The organism is Candidatus Magnetaquiglobus sp., assembly GCF_058402785.1.
Genome location: NZ_JBZVFG010000006.1, coordinates 25,894 through 49,139, shown reverse-complemented (window position 1 = coordinate 49,139; position 23,246 = coordinate 25,894). Strand labels below are relative to the sequence as shown.

16 protein-coding genes are annotated in these 23,246 nt (G+C 61.9%); 14 read left to right on the top strand and 2 right to left on the bottom strand.

Annotation, left to right across the window (positions count from 1 at the left end; genetic code table 11):
• Positions 1-2 precede the first annotated feature (2 nt).
• Positions 3-608: a V-type ATP synthase subunit D gene (locus ACV4UY_RS03505; RefSeq protein ID WP_491606269.1), complete on the top strand. Its 606-nt coding sequence runs from the start codon at positions 3-5 to the stop codon at positions 606-608.
• Positions 609-721: 113 nt separating this feature from the next.
• Here the strand turns inward: ACV4UY_RS03505 and ACV4UY_RS03500 are convergent, their stop codons facing one another.
• A complete protein-coding gene (locus tag ACV4UY_RS03500) occupies positions 722-2,467 on the bottom strand; it encodes a DNA translocase FtsK (protein WP_491606268.1) in 1,746 nt (581 codons plus the stop codon).
• Positions 2,468-2,792: 325 nt separating this feature from the next.
• A complete protein-coding gene (locus ACV4UY_RS03495) occupies positions 2,793-3,308 on the bottom strand; it encodes a bacterioferritin (RefSeq protein ID WP_491606267.1) in 516 nt (171 codons plus the stop codon).
• Positions 3,309-3,525: 217 nt separating this feature from the next.
• Between ACV4UY_RS03495 and ACV4UY_RS03490 the strand changes: the two genes are divergently transcribed.
• From ACV4UY_RS03490 to ACV4UY_RS03430, 13 genes are all read left to right on the top strand, one after another.
• On the top strand, positions 3,526-4,605 hold the full coding sequence (locus tag ACV4UY_RS03490; protein WP_491606266.1) for an ABC transporter substrate-binding protein: 1,080 nt from the start codon (positions 3,526-3,528) through the stop codon (positions 4,603-4,605).
• Positions 4,602-6,842 (top strand): PDC sensor domain-containing protein, encoded by a 2,241-nt coding sequence (locus ACV4UY_RS03485; RefSeq protein ID WP_491606265.1) that lies wholly within the window; start codon positions 4,602-4,604, stop codon positions 6,840-6,842. Before ACV4UY_RS03490 ends, ACV4UY_RS03485 begins: the two co-directional genes overlap by 4 nt.
• 144 nt (positions 6,843-6,986) lie before the next feature.
• Entirely contained in the window at positions 6,987-8,135 is a 1,149-nt protein-coding gene (locus ACV4UY_RS03480; RefSeq protein WP_491606264.1) for an FIST signal transduction protein, read from the top strand.
• A 4-nt stretch (positions 8,136-8,139) separates the two neighbouring features.
• Complete coding sequence (locus ACV4UY_RS03475; RefSeq protein ID WP_491606263.1) at positions 8,140-11,601, top strand: PAS domain S-box protein; 3,462 nt, start codon at positions 8,140-8,142, stop codon at positions 11,599-11,601.
• 45 nt (positions 11,602-11,646) lie between these two features.
• A complete protein-coding gene (locus tag ACV4UY_RS03470) occupies positions 11,647-12,744 on the top strand; it encodes an HD domain-containing phosphohydrolase (protein ID WP_491606262.1) in 1,098 nt (365 codons plus the stop codon).
• Complete coding sequence (locus ACV4UY_RS03465) at positions 12,725-13,702, top strand: cytochrome-c peroxidase (protein WP_491606261.1); 978 nt, start codon at positions 12,725-12,727, stop codon at positions 13,700-13,702. The genes ACV4UY_RS03470 and ACV4UY_RS03465 overlap by 20 nt, the downstream gene beginning before the upstream one ends.
• Positions 13,699-17,673 carry a PAS domain S-box protein gene (locus tag ACV4UY_RS03460; RefSeq protein ID WP_491606260.1) on the top strand — a complete coding sequence of 1,325 codons (3,975 nt, stop codon included), beginning with the start codon at positions 13,699-13,701 and terminating at the stop codon, positions 17,671-17,673. Before ACV4UY_RS03465 ends, ACV4UY_RS03460 begins: the two co-directional genes overlap by 4 nt.
• A gap of 199 nt (positions 17,674-17,872) precedes the next feature.
• Complete coding sequence (locus ACV4UY_RS03455; protein WP_491606259.1) at positions 17,873-18,169, top strand: STAS domain-containing protein; 297 nt, start codon at positions 17,873-17,875, stop codon at positions 18,167-18,169.
• Positions 18,166-18,936 (top strand): ComF family protein, encoded by a 771-nt coding sequence (locus tag ACV4UY_RS03450; RefSeq protein ID WP_491606258.1) that lies wholly within the window; start codon positions 18,166-18,168, stop codon positions 18,934-18,936. The genes ACV4UY_RS03455 and ACV4UY_RS03450 overlap by 4 nt, the downstream gene beginning before the upstream one ends.
• A 41-nt stretch (positions 18,937-18,977) precedes the next feature.
• Positions 18,978-19,235, top strand: a complete 258-nt coding sequence (grxC, locus tag ACV4UY_RS03445) for a glutaredoxin 3 (protein WP_491606257.1) — start codon at positions 18,978-18,980, stop codon at positions 19,233-19,235.
• On the top strand, positions 19,235-20,044 hold the full coding sequence (locus ACV4UY_RS03440) for a carbon-nitrogen hydrolase family protein (RefSeq protein WP_491606256.1): 810 nt from the start codon (positions 19,235-19,237) through the stop codon (positions 20,042-20,044). Before grxC ends, ACV4UY_RS03440 begins: the two co-directional genes overlap by 1 nt.
• A 213-nt stretch (positions 20,045-20,257) precedes the next feature.
• On the top strand, positions 20,258-21,730 hold the full coding sequence (locus tag ACV4UY_RS03435; RefSeq protein WP_491606255.1) for a class I adenylate-forming enzyme family protein: 1,473 nt from the start codon (positions 20,258-20,260) through the stop codon (positions 21,728-21,730).
• Between the two features lie 52 nt (positions 21,731-21,782).
• Positions 21,783-22,931, top strand: a complete 1,149-nt coding sequence (locus ACV4UY_RS03430; protein WP_491606254.1) for an efflux RND transporter periplasmic adaptor subunit — start codon at positions 21,783-21,785, stop codon at positions 22,929-22,931.
• Positions 22,932-23,246 lie beyond the last annotated feature (315 nt).

Sequence of the window (23,246 nt, the reverse complement as noted above, 5' to 3'; positions counted from 1 at the left end):
CGATGGAGATCACCCCCACCCGCGGCGCATTGCTGGAGAGTCGCGACGACCGGCAGGTGATGCGCGAGGGGTATCGTTTTCTCGACGAAAAACGGCTGCTGCTCGCCTCCGAGATCATGCGTCAGTTCACCGATTATCGCCGTCTGCACGCCGAACATCGGGAATGTCATCGCCGGGCGGTCGCCGCGTTGGCCGACGCGGTGACCCTGCATGGCCTGCACGGATTGCAGCTGGTGTCGGTCCGGGCGCGGGAGGCGACGCGCATCGAGCGGCATGAACGGATGTTTTTCGGCGTGCCGTTGGTGGATGAGGTGCGGTTGGTGGCGGGAAGCGGAGGGGTGGGCGGTGGTGACGCGGCAGCCGTGACGGCAGGGGTGCGGCGCTGCGCGGAGCTGTTTGTGGAGCTGCTGCGCGCCTCGGCGGTGTTGGCCGGAGTGACGGGCAATCTGCACCGGTTGCTGGCCGAGTACCGTCGCACCGAACGGCGTGCCCGAGCTTTGGAGGATGTCATTCTGCCGGAGCTGGACGAGGCGATCCACGAGATGGAGATCCGACTGGAGGAGCTGGATCAGGAGGAGGCGATTCGCGTGCGTCTGGGTGGAAGATGAGTGTCCGATGCGACGCTGCCGATGGCCAGGGGGGCTGGTTCGGCCTGCCCGTGGTCATTTCAACCTTCAAAGGAACCTGCTCCGGCCATGGCAAGCGGCGTTGTTGGTCATCGTTAACTGGTGGTCAAAGAGTCCACGAGCCGGGCATCCGGGATGAACGGCTGGGTGTTTTTCAAGAAACGAATCACACCTTGAACCTGTTTTTCAGAGACCATGGGCGCTTGAATTCGGCGCAACTCCTGACCAGGGGCGATAAACAGACCATCTCCCTGGCCGAGCAGATTTTCTGCGCCACCCACATCCAGGATGATACGGGAATCCATTTTTGAGGTAACCTTGAATGCCAGGCGAGCCGGAATGTTGGATTTGATCAATCCGGTCATCACGTCACGGGTTGGTCGCTGGGTCGCCAGAACGAGGTGGATCCCGGCTGCCCGCCCCATCTGGGCCAGGCGCACCAGGGGTTCTTCCACGGACTTTCCGCTTTGCAGCATCAAATCCGCCAATTCGTCGATCACGACCAACAGCAAGGGAGGCGGTGCCGGGATCCCTTCCTTCTCTGGATTTCGTAACGGATCACGATAGAGATCCTGCCATCCTTGCAGGTTGCGCACGCCGATTCCATTCATGGCCTGGTAACGTGCTTCCATCTCTCCAGTCAACCAATGCAGACTGTTGCGGGCCTGGCGTACTTCGGTGACGATCGGACCCAACATGTGTGGGGCTCCCTCGTACAGGGAGAACTCATTTCGTTTCGGGTCGATCAGCAAAATCCGCGCCTCGGTCAAGCGGGCGCGCAGCATCACGCCACACAAAATGCCATGCAGCATGACCGATTTTCCGGAACGGGTGGTTCCAGCAATCAAAAGATGCGGAAGGAGTTCCAGATTTTCCAAAATGGGTTCACCCAGAGTATCCACCCCCAAGGGAATCAGCAGAGGTTCTGGTTTTTCGCGGGCGTGTCGGGATGCCAGAATGCGTCGGAGGGGAATGGTGGATCGTTTCGGCTTGGGAATTTCGATGCCGATCACGCCATGGTGAAACAAGGGATCGATACGGAGTCCAGGACAGGTGAGAGCCAGGGAGAGTTCAGGCTCCAGAGTGGTCACGCGGCTCAACCGGACCCCTGGTGCCGGAGACCATTTGAAGGTCATGAGAATCGGGCCGGAATCAACACCCACCAGATGACCGCGCACATGGAAATCGTTGAGCGTGCGTGTGATCGAATCTGTCAATTGCATGATCTGACTGGGATCGTCATCTGGTTCAGGGGTGTCGTCGGGTGGCAACAAGGAGAGGGGTGGATGGGGTGGAGGTGCTGTGTCGTCCGAGTCGTGAACGGCGATGTTGAAATGGCTGACCAGTGCCTGCAGACCTTCGGAGAATCCTTGTCCTATCGCGTTGAGACGCCATGAATTCTCTTTGCGGTAGATCTTCAAGAAGAGCATGGCGCGCTCCCCATGGGTGAACAGATTGCCGGGCAGGGTTAATTGCCCTGTGATCGAATCTCCCTGAATCAGAAAAATATCAATGCTGGCGATGTTTGAGAAGTTTTTCGGAGCTTCTACGCTGGCGGCGAACACGAGAGAGGCGATGGAGTCGGGAAGGGCGGAGAGGTCGATCTCGAAACCATCCTGACTTGCCGTTGGGACGGCGAGGGCGATGCCACCACAGGGGGAGATGGGTTGGTTGAAAAAGATCATGTAGCGATCATCGTTGACCCGGTCTTGTTTGTCCGTGCCGAGACAGAGACAATCCACGGAGAGATTCGTGGCTTCGAAGCGCATGCCGATCACGAAAGGCAAGTTCGGATCCACCAATTGAGTGAGCTGGAGGCGTTGCCCGCTTTGCAGAATCATGTTGGGACTCGTGGATGTTGAGAAGATATTGCCATGAAAATGGAGAGATCTTGTTTTTTGGTTCGATGTGATCTTTTCTGGTTTCGATGATTGCGACTTCTTGAGGACCATGCTATCGCGTAAAAGCGTTCTGGGCAATTTTTTCTGTTGTTTTTTCGAGCGATTCGGGATGGGGGGAGAGGGGGTGCGACCGGGAGTGGTCATCCGGAAAGGGGAAAAGGGGTGGGGATGGGGCGCGTGTTCGCCGTGGACTGCCCAGGGGAGCCCCACGACAAACGCCGCGCGGGGCTCCCTTGGAGTGATTTGAACGTGGAATCCGGATGGCTCAGGCCGCGCCACCCTTGCCGGGGGTGATCGCCGCCGCGGCCATGGCCACGTTGCGGCTGCGCTCCATGGACTGCTGGGCCAGGTAATCGTCGCCGTAACGCTTGATGTTGCCGTTTTCGTCGTCATACTGCCGAAAATGGCGCTCCTCGTCCATCACCAGCGATTCGAACAGCTTGCGGCTGATCGAATCGGCTCCGCACTGCATCGATGCCGTGTTGTAATCCTCGACGCTCTCCTCTTCCATCCGACGGGCCTTGTCGAGCATTTGTTTGACATCCTGGACGGTCTCCACCCCTTTCGAGGGCTTCATCACCACATCGCCTTTGAGAAACAGGATCCGTTCCGCCAGTCGCTCGATGTGCATCATCTCCTCGATGGCGGTGCGGCGGAAGAGTCCGGCCAGAAGATCCAGCCCCTGATCGTCGCAGTGGAAATGGAAGTACATGTATTGATGCACTGCGGAGAGTTCATCCGCGACCGCCGTGTTGAGCAGTTCGACGCTTTTTTTGTACATGGGGGTTGTCTCCGATCTGACTGATGGTGGATGATCTCATGGTGGCAATGCGCATGAGACTCATGATTGTTCAGTTGTATAAGGTATCTCTGAACAGGCAAAACGCGCAAGGTGAAAGTGGCCAACGCCCAATGGATCGTGGTAGATTGTTCGACCCATGGGATGGGACTTGGCAACGGGTGAGGTTTGGACTTTTGCAGTCAAGAGGGAGAATCGCATGGAAAAAAGAGCGTATGGGCGTCGTCAGGTTCTCCAGGGCGCGGCCTTGGGACTGGCCGGCATGTTGCTGGCGCCTCGGGCGTTCGCCGAGGCGAAAAAGGGGGAGTTGACCCTGCTTACCTGGCCGGATTACATCGATCCGGAGGTGATCGCGGCCTTCGAGAAGAAACAGGGCGTGACGGTGCGACAGATTTTCTTCGAGAGCGATCAGGAGCGCGATCAACAGATCGTGCGCAAGGGGAGCGACGCTTTCGATGTCATCGTGGTCAATCGGGTGCATCTCCCGTTCTACGCCAAGCAGGGGTGGCTGACGCCGATTGACAAGGGAGGGCTCAAACAGTTCGCCCACCTGGATCCACGCTGGGTGCCCGAGGTGGATCCTTCCGGCAAACTGCCGGGCATTCCCTATTTTTGGGGAAACATCGGCCTGGCCTATCGCGACGACAAGGTGACGAACAAACCGGAGAGCTGGATGGATTTCTTCCGTCCCGCCGAAGCGCTGCGCGGGCGCATCCAGGCCATGGAGTCGGATCGGGAACTGGTCGGCATGGCGTTGAAGGCGTTGGGATTTTCGGTCAACAGCGAGGAGAACGTCGAGTTGCTGGCCGCCGAGGCGCTGCTCAAGGAGCAGCAACCCCATGTGATGAGCTACCGCTACACCGATCTGACCGCCGAGGCCCCGCTGGTCAAGGGCGAGGCGTGGATGGCCATGGTTTTCAATGGCGACGCCTTGAAACTCAGCGAGTTCCAACCCGCGATCCGTTATCTCCACCCGCGCGAGGGGAGCGTGTTGTGGATCGATGATCTGGTGATCGGCGGCGGGAGCAAACGGCGTGATCTGGCCCTGGCCTTCCTCGACCATCTGTCCGAACCGGGCATGGCCGCGCGCAACGCGGAGTCGCTGCACTTCGCCACGCCCAACAGGACGGCCATGCAACAGGTCTCCAAGGCCTATCTGAACGATCCGATCATCTTTCCGCCCGAGGAGGTGTGGGGGATCTCCGAGACCATTCGTCCGTTGGCGCCACGCATGCAGCGGCGGGTCAACGACATCGTGTCGCGGTTGTTTCAGCCATGATCCATCCGTCCGGGGATCGGGAGCCCGCGGTCGTCGGGGGCGAGCGTGCCGACGTGCGCCGGAATCTGCAATTGCGTCTGGCGCTGCTGGTCTTGCCGCTGCTGATGATCTCCCTGGCGACCCTGGGCTATCTGGCTTTCGACGAGTTGCGCGACTCCCGTTTGGAGGGGGCGCGCGTCGAATTGAAGAACGCGCTCGATCACGCCAGAAACGCCATTTTGTACCGCATGGAGGCGCTGCACTCCCATCTGGAGGTGTTCACCCGTTCCGAAATTCTGGAAAAGTATCTCGATATCGAAGACGAGCAGGAGCGTTACACCCTGTTGCAGCCCTCCTTGATTCGTCTTTTTTCCGGTTACCAGCGGGCGATCGGGGCGTATTTCGAAGTGCGATTGCTGCTTCCGGATGGCTATGAGGACACCCGCGTCACCTCGTTCGAGTTGCCGAACCTCTCCGAGATGGAGGGGGACTCCCCCTTTTTTCAGGCGTTGACCCGCCATCCGCACGCCCCCCATCACCGCATGGTCATCCATCCGGACAACGGAGAGTGGGTGGTGATGGCCGGCAAGGCGCTCCTGACCCTGCGCAAGGCGGGATTGCGCCTCACCGAGAGCGGATCCCCGCGCGGCTATCTGGCGGTGAGCATGCGGGCATCCTTTCTCGCCGATCTGGCGGAACGGCGGCACATCGGTCGGGATGGCGGGTATTTGATCGCCGATGGTGCGGGACGGATCCATTTCGCCTACCGCAAGGAGTTGGTGAACGAGCCTCTGCCGGAGTTCACGCGCGGTCAGGCGCACGGGGATCGTTCACGGCTCGAGCCTCGCGAGGTGATGTTGCGCGGCGAGAGGGTCCTGGCGTTGGGGATGGCGGTGGAGCCGGATCTTGTGGTCGTGGCGGTGGAACCCCTGGAGGAGATCTATCGCGACACCGACGCGTTGTTGCTCACCACGCTTCTGGTCGGGATGGGTGCCACGCTGGTGATGGGGCTGGCGATTCTCTATTTTCTCCAGCGTCTGGTCGTGCGACCACTGCGCAAGCTGCGCCAGGTGAGCGGACGCATCGGCGGCGGGGATCTGGCGACACCGGTTCCGGTTCTGGGCCAGGACGAGATCGGTCAGGTGGCAGCAGCCATGGAGAAGATGCGTTTCAAGCTCTCCGGGCTTTACGACGATCTGGCCGGCGCCCGTGATCAGGCCGAGAGCGCCAACCGCGCCAAAAGCGCCTTTCTGGCCAACATGAGCCATGAACTGCGCACGCCGATGAACGCCATCCTGGGCATGAGTCAGCTTCTCATGAACGGGGAACTTGCCCCGCGCCAGAGGGAGATGTTGGGCAAGATTTACGGCGCGGCCCGTTCCTTGACGCGCATGATCACGGATTTGTTGGATTTCTCCCGCATCGAGTCCGATCGGCTGGAGTTGGCGGGGGTGGCGTTTCGACTCGAGGATGTGTGGTGTGGCGTGGGACGCCCCTGCGAGGCGCGTGCCCTGGAAAAGGGGGTGACCTTGAGTTACCGGCAGGTCGGGGAGCTTCCCGATCGTCTGGTGGGGGATTGTCGCCGCTTGCGGCAGGTGTTGTTCAATCTGGTGGACAATGCCGTGAAGTTCACCGACCGGGGTTGGGTGCGGGTCGAGGTCTCCGAGGTCGAACGAACCAGCGAGGAGGTGGTGGTACGCTTCGAGGTGGCCGACAGCGGTATCGGCATGCCGATCGAGGGACGCGGGCCGCTTTTCGAGCGGTTCACCCAGGGGGATGGTTCCGCCGCGCGTCGGCATGGGGGCACAGGTCTGGGGTTGGCGTTGAGTCAGGCGTTGGTGAACCGCATGGGTGGGACGATCGGGGTGGAGAGCACTCCGGGCGAAGGGAGCCGATTCTGGTTCACGGTCCGGTTGAGACGCTCCACAGGCACCGAATCGCCGCCGCCGGAAGAAAGGACGGGTGGAGAGGAGGCCCCAGCGGTTCTGGCAGTTCCAGCGGAGCCTGTTCCCGGCGATGAACCTGCGGTGCGGCAGGCCCCATCCGCCACGGGGCTGGATATGGCCCTGGCCCGTTCCCTGGTCAAGCCGTTGCGGGATCGACAACCTAAATTGTGTCTTGAGATCCTGGAACGTCTGGAGGCCTCCAATCCGGGAGATGAGACGGTGGGCGATATGATCCGACTGGTGAAACGTTATCGTTTGAAGGAGGCGGAACACCGGTTGGAAACATGGCTTGACGGTGTGGAGCGGGCATGATATCGATCTAGAAAATCTCGCAAGAGCGATTGACCGGTGTTTATTTTCGTTAGAAGATGTTGGACGTGATTCTCCCCGTTTCCGAGGAGCGCGTCGGGGTTGAGTGTCGTTGGAAATCCATCATCATCCACGGGGAGAGTCAGCATGAAGATCGGGCAACGGGTATTCAAGGACGGCATGATCCATGCCGGGGCATTGCGGGAGTTGGCCGGGATCGATCCCGATCTGGTGCTGGTGTTCGGCGCGGCGGAATCCTTTGCCCGAGGTGACTTGCATGCCGGGTTGCGGGCGTCGTTTCCGACCGCCCGACTGGCGGGTTGCTCCACGGCGGGGGAGATCGCCGGCGAAGAGGTACACGATGGCGCGCTGGTGGTGACCGCGATCCGCTTCGAGGCCACGACGTTGCGACTGGTGAGCGAACGGGTCGCGGCGATGGAGGAGTCGGAGACCGCCGGCGGTCGGATCGGAGAGCGGTTGAACGGTCCGGATCTGCGCGCGATCCTGTTGTTTTCCAAGGGACTCGGCGTGAACGGCAGTGCGATCATCGGCGGGATCACCTCCCGCATCGACGCTTCGGTGGCGGTCACCGGGGGGCTGGCCGGGGATGGCGGGGCGTTTCAACGTACCTGGGTGCTCGACGACGACGGCGTACGCGATGATGGGGTGGTCGGCATCGGTCTGTATGGCGACGCGGTGCGGGTGGGGTATGGGTCCTATGGCGGCTGGGAGCCGTTCGGACCGGCGCGACGGGTGACCCGTTGCGCGGGCAATGTGCTTTTCGAACTCGACGGCGAGCCGGCGCTCAACGTCTACAAACGCTATCTGGGCGATTATGCCAAGGATCTGCCCGCCTCGGGACTGCTCTTTCCTTTCGAGATGCTTGGCGAGGATCATGGCCGCCTGGGTCTGATCCGCACCATCCTCGGCATCGACGAGCAGGCCGGAAGCCTGGTGCTGGCGGGCGACATCGATCCGCACGGCTATCTGCGTCTGATGCACGCCTCCACCGATGCCCTGGTGAACGGCGCCGAGACCGCCGCCGAGACCACCCGCGACATGGTGCGCGACTGCGGGGCCGGTTTGGCGGTGCTGGTGAGCTGCGTGGGTCGCAAGCTGGTGATGGGCGATCATGTGGACGAGGAGGTGGAGGTGGTGGCCCAGGCCCTGGCCGAGGGGACCGTGACCACCGGATTCTACTCCTATGGCGAGATCAGCCCGTTTTCGACCACCACGGAGTGCAAGCTGCACAACCAGACCATGACGATCACCTTTGTCGCCGAGGACGCGCATTAAGATCATGAACCGGTTATTGGCACGGCAGATCAAGCGGGTTTGTGGTCTGAACGAGGCGGAGTTTTCCGAGTCGCTGGCGGAGTTGCGCCGTCTGATGGAGCGGGAGGAGGGCCATCCGGGGGCGCTGCGGCTGGCGGCGGGACTCGAGGAGTTGATGAACCGGGTCGGTTCGAGCTACGAGCAGAACGAGCGCGATCTCGAGTTGCGCGATCGCAGCCTGCGGTTGAGTTCCGAGGAGTTGACCCGCACCAACGACCAGTTGCGCGCCGCCGCCGATCGGCAACGGGTGGTGATCGAATCGTTGCGCGCCACGGCCAACCAACTGCTCTCCCTGACCGATCACGAGGAGATCGGCAAGGACGATGCCGGACTCGAGCAACTCACCCAGCTCATGAGTTCGCTGGTGGAGGATTATCTCAAGGCCCAGGCCAGTCTCAACGAGGTCAACGCCCAGTTGGTGCGCCAGAAGTTCGCCCTCGATGAACACGCCATCGTCAGCATCACCGACACCGCCGGACGGATCCTCTACGCCAACGACAAGTTCTGCTCGATCAGCGGTTTCGAGCGCGAGGAGTTGTTGGGCGCGGATCACCGCATCGTCAACTCCGGCCATCATTCCAAGGAGTTCTTTCGCGAGTTCTGGCGTACCATCGCCTCGGGTGGGGTGTGGAATGGCGAGATCTGCAACCGCTCCAAGGATGGCCATCTCTACTGGGTGGCGGCCACGGTGGTGCCGTTTCTGGATGAGCGCGGCAAGCCGGTGCAATACATCGCCATCCGCACCGACATCACGCCGCAAAAAGCCCTGGAAGAGCAGTTGCGTTCCAGCCGGAAGTTCCTGGAGAGCCTGACCGAATCCATGGGCGAGGGGGTGTACGCGCTGGATGACGCAGGGCTCTGCACCTTCTTCAACCACGAGGCGGAACGGCTGTTGGGCTGGAGCCGCGACGAGATGCTGGGACGCCATTTCCACGGCACGGTCCATTACCAGGATGGCGTTGGCGAGGCGCTGCCGGCCACCCTGTGTCCGGTGTGGTTGCGAAATCGCGCCGGCGAGAGCTACCGCTCCGAGGAGGACCATTTCACCCACCGCTCCGGACGGATCTTTCCGATTTCGATCGTCGCCGTCCCCTTGAAGGAGGAGGGGCGGATCATCGGTTCGGTGGCGGTGTTCCAGGATATCACCGCGCGCAAGGCGGTGGAGGAGCAGCTCAAGTCGGCGATGCGCACCGCCGAGGCGGCCAGTCGCGCCAAGAGCGATTTTCTGGCCAACATGAGCCACGAAATCCGCACGCCGATGAACGCCATCATCGGCATGAGCCATCTGGCCCTGAGCACGGAACTCAATCCCCGTCAGAAGGATTACGTCGCCAAGATCCATGCCTCGGCCAAGGCGCTGTTGCGGATCCTGAACGACATTCTCGATTTTTCCAAGATCGAGGCCGGACGCCTGGAGCTGGAGGACGTGATCTTCCGCATGGACGAGGTGTTGGAGACCGTCACCACCCTGATTGCGCCCAAGGCCCACGAAAAGGGGTTGGAGCTGCTCTGTTCCCGAGGCATCGGGGTGCCGCAGCAGGTGCGTGGCGATCCGCTGCGTTTGCAGCAGGTGTTGCTGAATCTGCTCGGCAATGCCATGAAATTCACCACGCGCGGCGAGGTGGAGTTGCGCGTCGAGGTGGCGTCGCGGCTGGGTGCCAAGGTGGAGTTGCGTTTTCTGGTGCGCGATACCGGCATCGGCATCCGTCCGGAGCAGGTGGAGCATCTGTTCGAATCCTTCACCCAGGCCGACAGTTCCACCACCCGGCAGTTCGGGGGCACCGGTTTGGGGTTGGCGATCAGCCGCCGGCTGGTGGAGCTGATGGGAGGCGGCATCACCGCCCGTGGCCAGCCGAACGTGGGCAGCGAATTCATCTTCACCGTGGTGATGGGGGTGATGGAGGAGGATCGCGGCATCTTCCAGCCGCAACCGGAGCTGCGCGGCTTGAGGGTCGGACTGGCGATGGACAATCCGCGTGGTCGGGAGATCCTGTTGGAGCTGTTGCACTCCCTCACCTTTCGTATTGGTCTGGAACGGGAGGGGACCGTCCATTCGGTGGGGGTCGAGTGGCTGGAGAAGCCGGACCTGTTGGTGATCGACGCCCATTACGCCCATCAGGACGGTCTGGACTGGTTGCGGCGCGTGCGAGAACGTCCGGGATACGGACGGTTGCCGGCGGTGGTGCTCTGTCCGCAACCGGAGATGGTCAACATGCAGGAGTGGTGCGGCGGCATCCCGGAGACCCGTCCCCTGCCCAAGCCGGTGACCGCCTCCCAGTTGTTCGACGCGGTGGCCGAGCTGTTCGGCGCGGCTCCGACCCGACAGATGCGCCATTTGATTCAGGATGGGGCCGCCCTGGTGGGTTTTCGCGAGCTTTCCGGCAAGCGGGTGCTCTTGACCGAGGACAACGTGGTCAACCAGCAGGTGGCGGTGGACTTGTTGGAGATGGTCGGCATCGTCGTCGAGGTGGCCGGCAACGGCGCGGATGCGGTGGAGATGCTGCGTCGCAACCGCTACGATGTGGTGTTGATGGACGTGCAGATGCCGGTGATGGATGGCTACGAGGCGACGCGGCGGATTCGCGGAGAGCTCAAGCTCGATCTGCCGGTGATCGCCATGACCGCCAACGCCATGGTCGGGGATCGGGAACGGAGTCTGCAATCGGGCATGAACGACCATGTGGCCAAGCCCATCGATCCGCAGCATCTCTACCGTACCCTGCATCGCTGGCTGGTCAAGGGGACGCCCCTCCAGGAGAACACGGGACGCGATGCGGAGAAGACCGCGCCCGACGAAGAGATCCACCCCATGCCGCCGGACGTGCCGGGCATCGACATGAACGTGGCCCTGCAACGGTGCGCCGGGAGTCGGGCCCTGTTGTGGCGGTTGTTGCGTCGTTTCTCGGTGGATCAGAACGGCGCCATCGACCGGTTGCGCGAGGTATGGGATCGGGGCGAGAGCGGCGAGGCGGTGCGACTGGCCCACACCCTCAAGGGGTTGGCGGGCAGCCTGGGGGCCGAGGAGTTGCGGGTGGTCGCGCAGAATCTCGAACATGGTCTGGCGGGCACGCCCGAGGCGGCTCCGGAGTTGCTGTCCGCGGTGGAGACGATTCTGCAACCCCTGCTGGTGGCGCTGACGGCCCTGCCCGATCCGGGTGGCCGGGCCGGAGTCAAACCGGTTCCTCCGCGCAGCGTGACCAGCACGGAGGCGTTGTCCGAACTGCTCAGGCCATTGCGGGAACCGATCCGGACCCGTCAGCCGAAGTCGTGTCAGACCCGGCTCGAACAGCTCGAAAGCCTGGATCTCCCGCCAGCCATGCGTTCCCGGGTGAGCGAGTTGGTGAAGATGATTCGCAAATATCGTTTCCGGGAGGCGGAGCAGGCGCTCGAGGCGCTGTTGAACGCATCGTCCCCTGTCGCGCCGTGATCGTGAACCGATCGGAGCGTTTGTTCGTTTGAAATGGAGAGTGGCATGTCGGATGATAGCCTGTCGCGGATTTTCGTGGTGGACGACACGGAGACCAACATCGATATCCTGTTGGAGACCCTCGGGGACAGCTACGAGGTGAGCGTGGCCCTGGATGGTCCCACCGCCCTGGAGGATATTCCGGAGCGCGAGCCGGATCTGATCCTGTTGGATGTGATGATGCCGGGGATGGATGGTTATGAGGTGTGCCGTCGTTTGAAACAGGATCCGCGCACCCGGAAAATCCCGTTGATCTTCGTCACCGCCAAGCAGGAGACCGAGGACGAGACCTATGGCCTGGAGTTGGGGGCGGTGGACTACATCACCAAGCCGTTCAGTCCGGCGGTGGTGCTGGCGCGGGTGCGCACCCATCTGCAACTGGCCAAGGCCCGGCAGGAGTTGGCCCAGGCCAACGAGGTGCTCGAGGAGCGGGTCCGGCGGCGCACCGAGGAGTTGAACACCAAGAACCTGGAACTCGAGGAGACCCGCCTGGAGATCATCCGGCGTCTGGGTCGGGCGGCGGAATACAAAGACAACGAAACCGGCCTGCACGTCATCCGCATGAGCCACTATTCGCGGTTGTTGGCCCTGGCCGCCGGCATGGACGAAAAGTGGGCCGAGACCCTGTTTCAGGCCGCGCCGATGCACGACATCGGCAAGATCGGCATCCCCGACTTGATCTTGTTGAAACCGGGCCGGTTGAACAACGAGGAGTGGCAGGTCATGCGCAGCCACCCGGACATCGGCGCCGGGATCATCGGCAGGCAATCCTCGCCGTTGCTGGAGACCGCGCGGGTCGTGGCCCAGACCCACCACGAGAAATGGGATGGTTCGGGTTATCCGCGCGGTCTGTCCGGCGAGGGGATCCCGATCGAAGGGCGGATCGTCGCCATCGCGGATGTTTTCGATGCCTTGACCACCAAACGTCCCTACAAGGATGCCTGGCCGATCGCCAAGGCGGTGGAGTTGTTGGTGGAAGGGGCGGGCAGTCACTTCGATCCGCGTCTGGTCCCGTTGTTCGTGGAGATCCTGCCCAAGGTGCTCGAGGTGCGCGAAAGCTGGAAGGAGCAAGAGGAGGAAGACGGTGGGGTCGAGCTGCGCTAGACCAACCCGTCTCGTGGCGTTCGGTCTGCTGCTCGGCTGGTTGGCGGGCGTCACCGGATCCCTTGCCGGGGAGCCGCGCCACGAACCGGTGTTGCCGGTTCCCACCTGCACGGCCATGGATGGCGAGAAGGTGCAGTTGGGAAAACGGCTCTATCACGACGTGCGTCTGTCGGCGAACAACTCGATGAGCTGCGCCACCTGCCATCCCCTCGACGGCTGGGGCATGGACGGAATTCCCCGGTCCACCCGCGCCGATGGCGACACCAACACCTTGAACACCCCCACGGTCTTCAACGCGTTGTTCAACATCGGGCAGTTCTGGAACGGTCGCGTCATCTCCCTGGAGGAGCAGATCGAGGAGACGGTGCGGGTGGAGATGGGCTCCAACTGGAACGACGTGCTGCGCAAGGTGGCCCAGGACGACGCCTATCGTCAATCCTTCGCGCGGGTCTATCGGGGTGGCGTGCAGGCGGTGAACATCCGGGATGCCATCGCCGAATTCGAACGCTCCCTGATCACCCCGAACAGCCGTTTCGACCGCTATCTGCGCGGGGACGACCAGGCGATCACCCCACGGGAGAAACAAGGCTACGAACTGTTCAAGAAACTGGGTTGCGTCTCCTGCCATCAGGGGGTGAATCTGGGTGGAAACCTGTATCATCGCACCGGTGTTTTCAACAGCCTGGAAAGCGGGGAGCATCCTGCCGGCACCAAGGCGCCGGATCGCATGGCGGTGACCGGTAACCCCGATGACGCGCGGGTCTACAAGGTTCCCTCGCTGCGCAACGTCACCCGCACCGCCCCCTATTTTCATCACGGCGATGTCGAAACCCTGGAGGATGCGGTGATGCTCATGGCGCGCGGACAACTGGGACGCGGCATCTCGGTGCATGAGCGCGATCTGCTGGTCGGATTTCTGGGCACCCTCGAGGGGATCCTGTACGGAGAGTGTCGATGAAACGGGTCGAGTGGGCGCGATGGTCGGCGGCGCTGCTCGTGGCCGTGGTTTTCGGGTGGGTCGGCACGCTCACCCAGGTGGAGCGTCGTCCCTATCAGCGTCAGGAGGAGCTGGTGTCGCGCATGCTCAACTCCGAAACCGGGATCAACCAGAAGCTGGTCATGGCCCGCTCGGGCATGCTCGAACACTACGACGACACGGTGATCTATCACCGCGAGGTCGTCTGGGCCCTGGAGCGGGCCAAGGAGATGCTTCCGGTGCTCGAAGGGGATGGAGGGGAGTATCTGACCGCCTGGCGGAAACTGGAGCAGGATCTGAAAAGGAAACTCGAGTGGATCGAGGGGTTCAAGTCCGGCAATGCCTTGCTGCGCAACTCCCTGAGCCATCTGCCGGTGGTGGCCATGGAACGTACCGGTTCCCTGCCGGGACAGTCCGATCGGGCGCGTCACCACACCAAGACCGAGGCCATGCTGCACCTGATGCAGGACATGCTGCTCTATTCGGGCCGACATGCCGGCGAGGAGGTGTTGCACCAGATCGAAGCCCATCTGGGGGATCTGTCCGATCTCTCCGATTTTGCCGAACTGGTGGATCATGTTCGCCTGATTCTCGCGTGGAAGCCGCGCACCGATCAACTGCTGGAGAAAATCCTCAACCTGCCGATCGCCGACGGGTGGCGGCAGTTGGATCGGATTTCGGCCCGTCATCTCCAGAAACGTCAGGAGATCGCCCGCAACTATCAGTTTGTGCTGTTCGGGGCCTCGATCCTGCTGTTGGGGGTGTTGTTGCGGGTGTTGTGGAGCCTCAAGATCGCCACCACCCGACAGCGCCGCCTGCAACAGGCGGTGGACGCTTCGGGCGATGCGATTCTCACCAGCGATCCGTTCGGCGTCATCCAGTTCGTGAATCCCGGTTTTTCGGCCTCCACCGGCTGGCGCGCCACCGAGGTGGTCGGCAAGACCTTGTTCGAGATCGAGGGGTATCTGACCGAGCAGGAGTCGCGCGAGTCGTTGCGGGTGGCCATCGGGTTCGGACAGCCGTGGCGTGGCTTGTTGCCGGTGCGGACCAGGCCGGGGGATGCGGGGGAAGGATCCAGGATCTGCTGGCAGCAGTTCGGGTTGATGCCGATTCTCTCCAAGCGCGGACGCCTGGAGGGGTTCGTGATGCTCGCCCACGACATCACCGGTCTCAAGCAGACCGAAGAGCAGTTGCTGCGCGCCAAGGAGCAGGCCGAGAACGCGGATCGCGTCAAGGGGGTGGTCAACGAGATCCTGGAGATCTCCCTGCTTCCCGAGACGCTGCCCGTGGTGCTGCATCGCGCCTTGCAACGGATTTTGACCATTCCGTGGTTGCCGGTGGAGTCCAGGGGCTCGGTTTTTTTGAAGGATCTCACTGCGGACCGGTTGTTGATGACCACCCAGGTGGGCATGCACCCGGAGTTGCGGGTTCGCTGCGCGCGGGTGCCGATCGGCACCTGTCTGTGCGGACGGGCGGCCCTGGAGGGGCGTCCGATCTTCGCCGATCATCTGGATGAACGGCACACCATCCGCATCCGCGAGATGACGCCGCACGGTCATATCTGTCTGCCGATCCAGTCGGGCGAGAAGATGTTGGGGGTGTTGAACCTTTATCCCAAGATCGGGACGAGCCGGGAGTCGGTCCTGGAGGATTTTCTGCTGCTGGTGACCACCACCCTGGCCGGATTGATCGAGCGCAAGCGCGCCGAGGAGATGGTGCAGAAGCTCTATCACGCCGTGGAACAGAGCCCGGTGGCGGTGGTGATCACCGATTTGTCCGGCATCATCGAGTATGTCAATCCCAAATTCAGTCAGAATACCGGCTATGCCCGCGAGGAGGCGATCGGTCAGCACACGCGGATCCTGAAATCGGGTCACACCCCGCCGGAAGAGTATCGCACCCTCTGGGCGTCGATCCTGGCGGGTCAGGAGTGGCACGGAGAGTTCCACACCCGCAAGAAGAACGGCGAGCTGTTCTGGGAGTCGGTGTCGATCTCGCCGTTGCGCGCCACCCAGGGGGAGATCACCCATTTCATCGCGGTCAAGGAGGACATCACCGATCGCAAGGAGATGGACGATCAACTGCGTGCCGCCAAGGCATCCGCCGAGCAGGCCAACCGCGCCAAGAGCGAGTTTCTGGCCAACATGAGCCACGAGATCCGCACGCCGATGAACGCCATCATCGGCATGACCGCCCTCTGTCTGCACACCGAGTTGACCGACAAGCAGGAAAACTACCTCAAGAAGATCGAACGGGCCGCCCAATCCCTGTTGCGGATCTTGAACGACATTCTCGATTTTTCGAAGATCGAGGCCGGGCGTCTGGAGATGGAGAGCAATCCCTTCCGGACTCGTGATGTGATCGATCATCTCACCACGCTTTTTGCGATTCCCGCCAGCGAAAAGGGGCTCAAACTTGGCGCGTTCGTCGGCGAGGACGTGCCGGAACATCTGATGGGGGATGCCTTGCGTCTGGGTCAGGTGCTGATCAACCTGGTAGGCAACGCGGTGAAGTTCACCGCCCAGGGGGAGGTATCGATCGCGGTGCGTCTGGTTTCGGCGGGGCGGGAGGCGATCGAGCTGCGTTTTTCGGTGCGCGATACCGGGATCGGCCTGAGCCCCGAGCAGCAGTCGCGGCTGTTCCAATCTTTCTCCCAGGCCGATTCCTCGACCACCCGGCGCTATGGCGGTACGGGATTGGGATTGTCGATCTCCAGGCGGCTGGTGGAGATGATGGATGGCGCGTTCCATGTGACCAGCGCCCTGGGCGAGGGGAGCGAATTCGCCTTCACCGCCCGGTTCGGCCTGCCCGATTCCGAGGCGTTGTCCAATCTGGTCACCCGTCAGCAGGCCCGTCCGGTGGCAGCCTATGGACGGATGTTGAAGGGGTTGCCGCCCCATCCTCTGTTGTTGGTGGAGGACAACGAGTTCAATCAGCATGTGGCCCGTGATCTTCTGGCGCTGGCGGGCTTGTCGGTGCGGATCGCCAACAACGGCGAGGAGGCGTTGCAGGCGCTCGACGAGGGGCCCTGTCTGGCCATCCTGATGGATCTGCAAATGCCGGTGATGGACGGTCACGAGGCGACGCGGCGCATCCGGGAGCTTCCGGCGTGGCGGAGCGTGCCGATCATCGCCATGACCGCCAACGTGATGAACGGCGAGCGCGAGCAGTGCCTGGCCAATGGCATGGATGCGTATCTCTCCAAGCCGGTGGAGGTGGACAAGCTGTTCTCCACCCTGGTGCGCATGTTGTGTCCGGACGGTGAACGGTTGTTGACGGCTCCGGTGGAGTCGGGCCTGGAGTCGGAGCCGGAGGCGGTGTCTGGCGAGATCCGTTTGCCGCTGTTGCCGGGGATCGAGCGCGACGCGGCGCTCCTGCGTTTGGGGGGCAACAAGAGCCTGTATGCGAAGCTGTTGTTCCGCTTTCTGGAGGGACACAGGCAGAGCGATCGGGAGGTGCGCGACGCGCTGGAGGCGGGAGACCGGACTGTGGCGGGCCGTTTGTTGCACACCTTGAAGGGGGTGTCCGGGAGTGTCGGGGCGACCGGGTTGCAGGGGTTGTGCGCCACGTTGGAGAACGATGCGCTGGCCGGAGTGGTGATCGAGGAGAGTCGGCTGGATGCGTTCTCCGTGGCGTTGCGGTCGGTCGTGACGGTGATCGAGGCGGGATGCGCCGATCTGACGGGCGCGGAGCCCGAGCCGGTCCAGGGGGCGCCGAGCGCGCCCCAGGGGGATGCGTTGCTCGTTCTGATCGACGAGATGCTCCCCCATGTGCGCGAGAGCCGTCCGCGTCCTTGTCTGCCCTTGGCATCTTCGATGCTGGCCATGGGGTGGACGGGCGAGATCGGGGCCGCCATCACCCGATTGGAACAGTTGACGCGCAAGTACCGCATGAAGGAGGCGCTGGTCGAGCTTGAGAATTTGCGTGGTACGGTTGTTGCATTGAATGGTTGAGTTGGGTGCGAAGATCGAGCCGGATGGTCGCGTTGAGAACGGGAACGGGTTCTGCGTTGCAAATTTACCGAAATGATGTTAATCTTGGTTCAGGATGCAGTTCCCATGATGGTGCCGCACTTTTTCACAAGGGCCGGACTCCATGGATCGCAGCTTTTCCATGGCATGGGCGAACCCCATTTGTAACATCGAGGTCAAGATGACGATTCAAGTTTCCAAGGAGGGGGAGTACGTCACGGTTCGTCTTCCGAAGCTGTTCGGTTTTTCCGTGCGGAGCGAATTCAAGCAGACGACCGGCAACAACCCCCCTGGCACCAAATACAAGCTGGATTTCCAGGAGGTCGAGCGCATGGACAGCTCGGCCTTGGGCATGCTCTTGTTGTTGCGTGAAACCTCGGGCGGCACCGCCTCGGACATCCTGATCGTCAACTCCCGTCCCGAGATTCGCAAGCTTCTGCAACTGGCCAATTTCCATACGCTCTTCAATATCTTGTGAGCCTGGTCCGAATTCTGCCGCCGCGACTCGTCTCTCTTGCGCGGGGGGTTGAACACGGATATCAGCGGTTTCTCGATCTCCTGTTCCCCCCTGTCTGTCCGAGTTGTCATCAATCGGTACGGGTCGTTCATCGGCTGTGTCGGAACTGTCTTGACTCCTTGCCTCCCCTGCCGGAAAATCACTGCCTGCGATGCGGAGCGCGCACCGCGCGACCAGAACCCGGTTGTGGTGCCTGTCTGAACAACCCGCATGCGCTGGATGCGGCCTATTTTGCGTTTCCCTACGACGGACGGGTGGCGGAGTTGATCCTGGGCTTCAAGTTCTTGGATCGCCCCGAGCGGAGTCGTCTGTTGGCCGCGCTTTGTTGGGAACGTCTGGAGCGGTCCTTGTATTGGGAGGATCCGGATCTGGTCGTGCCCATGCCGTTGCATTTCCGGCGTTTATTGTGGCGACGCTACAACCAGTCCGCCCTGCTGGCTGGAGAGATGGGCGCGCGATTGGGCAAACCGCTCGTGACCGATCTGTTGATCCGTCACAAGCAGACCCGACCCCAGACCCGTTTGAATGCCCATGCCCGTCGGCTCAATGTCCACGGTGCGTTCAGCGTGATCCGTCCGGAACGTCTCACGGGTCGTTCGGTGTTGCTGGTGGATGATGTCTTCACCACGGGTGCGACGATGCAGGCTGCCGTGGTCACCTTGAAGAGAGCCGGTGCCGGACGGGTGAGCGGTCTTTGTCTGGCGCGGGTCGATGCGGATGGGCCGTGAATGTTTTTTTGATCTCGAGCAACCTTGCCAAGGAGTTTTCCATGCCTGAAATCGTCCTGTACAGCACCACGGTCTGTCCTTTCTGCATTCGTGCCAAGATGCTGTTGAACAAGAAGAACGTCACCTTCGAGGAGATTAACCTCGACAAGAATCCGGAGCGTCGCGACGAGATGGTCAAGCTGGCCGGTGGACGTCGCACCGTGCCGCAGATCTTCATCAACGGTCAGCATATCGGCGGGTGTGACGATCTGCATGCCCTGGATCAGGCAGGCAAGCTCGATCCGTTGCTGGTGGCGTGATGTCTCCCCTGGGTGCCGTGATTCAGATGAACTCCAGTCCGGATCGGGCGGCGAATCTCTCCGTGGCCGAACGGTTGATGGAGGCGGCGGTCGGGCAGGGGGCGCGTTTGTTGGTGTTGCCGGAGAACTTCTCCTTTTTCGGGGGCAGCGAGGAGGAGAAGCGGGCCATGCGCGAGGATCCGGCCAACGGACCGAGCCTGACCTTCCTGAAGAGTTTCGCCGTTCGTCATCGGGTGTGGATTTCGGGTGGATCGATTCCCGTGGCGGATCCGGGTTCGAGCAAATCCTTCAATGTGTGTTATCTGATCGACGAAGTGGGCGAGGTGCGGGCCCGTTACGACAAGATCCATCTGTTTGACGTGGACATCGGCGACGGGGTGCGTTATCGCGAGTCGGATTATGTGCGTCCGGGCAAGAAACCGGTGGTGGTGGACAGTCCGTTCGGGCGCATTGGTCTCACGGTTTGTTATGATTTGCGGTTTCCGGAGTTATTTCGTTCGCTGAGTGCGCAGAATGCCGAGATTTTCACGTTGCCTGCCGCTTTTACGGTGGTCACGGGGCGGGATCACTGGGAACCACTCATCAAGGCGCGTGCGATCGAGAATTTCGCGTATGTGTTGGCTTCGGCGCAGTGGGGTCAGCATGCGGGCGGGCGTCAGACTCATGGCCGTTCGATGATCGTCGAACCGTGGGGGAGTGTGGTGGCGCAGTGTGCGGACGGGGTGGGGTATGTGTTGGCGCCGATCGAGCGGGAGCGGGTGGCCCGGTGTCGGCAAAGGATTCCCTGTTTGACCCATCGGCGGCTGTGATGGGGGAAAAATCAAGGTACGGCGCCAATGGGCCAAGCTCCACTGTCGCAGGTGTCCGGGGATCGCAAGATCCCCGGCGGAGGTTCAGAGGCAGAGCCTCATTGAAATCAAAGGCAAAATCTTAAGAATAAAGTCCCAAGGGCGTTGCCCCTGGATCCCACCAGGGGCCATTGGCCCCTGGACCCCGCTGAGTTTGTCGCCTGACAGGTTCCCATGTGGCAGGACTTCATCGCCCTTCACGCACGCACACGGGCCGAGCAGTTGGCACTGCTGGATCGTCAAAGCGGACGCCCCTTCACCTACGCCGAATTGCACGCCGAAATCAACCGCCAGGCGGATCTCTTGTGGCACCTCGGGGTGCGTGATGACGATCGGGTGGTGCTGCTCGCCCCGAGCCGGGTGGAACACATCACCCTCTTTTTTGCCTGCATCCGCATCGGCGCGATTCTGGTGCCCCTCAATCACCGCCTGGCTGACCAGGAGATCGCGGCGATCCTCGCGGATCTGGAACCGAAATGCCTTTTCGGCGAGCGTCCCGGCTTCATCGGGTTGGACACCCTGAACCAGGATGCTCTACCTCGCCCGCTCCCGGATCGGACGATTCCCCTGGAGCGGGTGCTGATGATCCTCTACACCTCCGGCTCGTCGGGAACCCCGAAAGGGGTGATGTTCCACGCGGGCATGATCCGCGCCAACATCGACAACACCCTCTCCGCCGACGTGCTGCGCGCGGACGATGTATCGATCGTCAATACCCCGTTTTTCCACACCGGGGGCTATCACGTCTTCTGCCTGCCGATGCTCTGCGTGGGCGGAACCCTGATCCTGCACGAACGGTTCGATGCCGGTTGGGTGCTCGAAGAGATCCGCGAGGCCGGGGTGACGGTCTTTTGGGCCGTGCCGACCATGTTTCAGGCCATGTTCGATCATGCGGATTTTGCGCGTACCGATTTTTCTCGCATCCGCTTTCTGTTGTCCGGGGGTGCGCCTCTGAGCCTGACCCTGATCCAGGGGTATCACCAACGGGGCGTGCCGTTCAAACAGGGGTTCGGACTCACCGAGGTGGGGCCGAACTGCTTTTTGTTGCAGACCTGTGAGGCCCCGCTCCATCCGGATTCGATCGGCAGACCGATGAAGAACTCCGACGTGCGGGTGGTGGACGAGAGCGGCAATCCGGTCGCGCCAGGTGAGGTCGGGGAGATGTGGATCGCCGGACCGCATGTCTGCAAGGGGTACTGGCGCCACGCGGCCCTGTTTGCCGCTGCCATGCATGCGGGCCATTTCGCGACCGGGGATCTGGTGCGTGTCGATGCGGAGGGGCTGTTTTACGTCATCGGACGCAAGAAGGAGATGTATATTTCCGGGGGCGAGAACGTCTATCCCGGCGAGGTGGAACGACAATTGGCTTCCCACCCGCATGTGGTCCAGGTGGTGGTGGTCGGGGTGCCGGATTCGAAATGGGGCGAGGTGGGACTGGCCTGGTGCGTGATTCGCGCGCCGCTGGATCTGGTTGGGATTCGCGCGTATCTCGATCCACGCCTGGCGCGCTACAAACATCCGCATCATGTGCGGATTCTCGAAGCCATGCCGCTTTTGGCCAATGGCAAGATCGATCGACCCATCTTGAAGCGGTGGGGATTGGAGATCTTTTCCAAGAAAGATGAAAAAGCGTTGACAAGCGTTTGAAGCCTTGGGATGCTGCGTTTTTTCAAGGTTTCGTAAGTGGAGAGGAGAGAGGATGAACGCCCGTTGGATCTGGTTGCTGGTGGCTTGTTCCTGCATGGTGCCGTTGGCCGGCTGCGAACGCAAGGAGGGTGTGGATGGCGCGGCCAAGGCGGCTCCGGCTGGACCTCCGCCCATGGAGGTGGAACGGGTGGCGGCGGTCAAGAAGGTGATCGCGTTGCGCCAGGAGGTGCCGGGTCGGTTGCAGGCGATCAAGAGCGCCGAGATCCGTGCCCGTGTCGAGGGTGTGGTGGAGCAGCGATTGTTCGTCGAGGGGAGCGAGGTGGAGGCCGGCGCGCCGCTGTATCGGCTGGATGGTCGTCAGTTGGAGGCGCGGGTGAAGCTGGCCCAGGCCAATCTGGCGCGGGCCGTGGCCGAGCGTGATCTGGCGAGCAAGACTTTGGGCCGTTACAAGCATCTGGTGGAGCAGGATGCGGTGAGCCGGCGGGAGTTCGATCAGGCCGACGCGCAGAATCGCAAGAGCAGCGCCGACATTCTGGCCGCCGAGGCGGAGTTGACCCGTGCCCGGTTGGATCTGGAGTATGCCAACATCACCGCGCCGATCGCCGGTCGGGTGGGGCGGACGCTGGTGACCGAGGGGGCGCTGGTGGGACAGAAGGAGGCGACCCATTTGACGACGGTGGAGCAGTTGGATCCGATCTGGGTGAACTTCACCGAGCCGGGACCGGAGATTTTCCGCATGCGTCGGGCGATTCGCGCGGGGGAGGCCAAGCCGGTCGAGGAGGTGGAGGTGCGCCTGCTTCTGGATGATGATCAGGAGTATGCGTTGCCTGGAAAATTGCGTTTTACCGACATGGCGGTGGATCCTCAGACCGGGGCCGTGGCGTTGCGCGCCGAGTTTTCCAATCCGGAGCGGGTGTTGTTGCCGGGTCAGTTCGCGCGGGTGCGGTTGGCGATGGCGACGCGCGAGGGGGTGGTGATTCCGCAAAAGGCGGTGCAGTACTCCCCGCAGGGTCAGATCGTGATGATGGTGGACGAGGCCAACAAAGTTGTGGCGCGTCCGATCAAGACCGATGGTTTTTCGGGAAGCGAGTGGATTGTCACCGAGGGGTTGAAGGAGGGCGAGAAGGTGATCGTGGAGGGGGTGCAGAAGCTGCGTCCCGGCACGGTGGTGGTCCCGAAGGATGCCAAGCCGGCGGGTTGATTTGGTTGGTTTTTACTGTTGAAAAAAAAAGAGAGAGTCTGGGAGATTCCTCTCCCAGGGTTTTTCCTTTGACGTTGATTTTGCATTTGGCTTTTGGCTTTGCTTTTAGCGCGCTCTTTACAAAAAGCTTTTTTCGCGCCTTCTGCGAAAAAGGCGCCGCGCGCGGCCTTCGCGCGGGTTGTTGCCGGTTTTTACCGTGGAACTCCCGTAAGGGAGGTCCACGGTTGGGGGGTGAGGGGGGTCTCCCCCCATCATGCAAGTTACCGTGGAACTCCCGTAAGGGAGGTCCACGGTTGGGGGGTGAGGGGGGTCTCC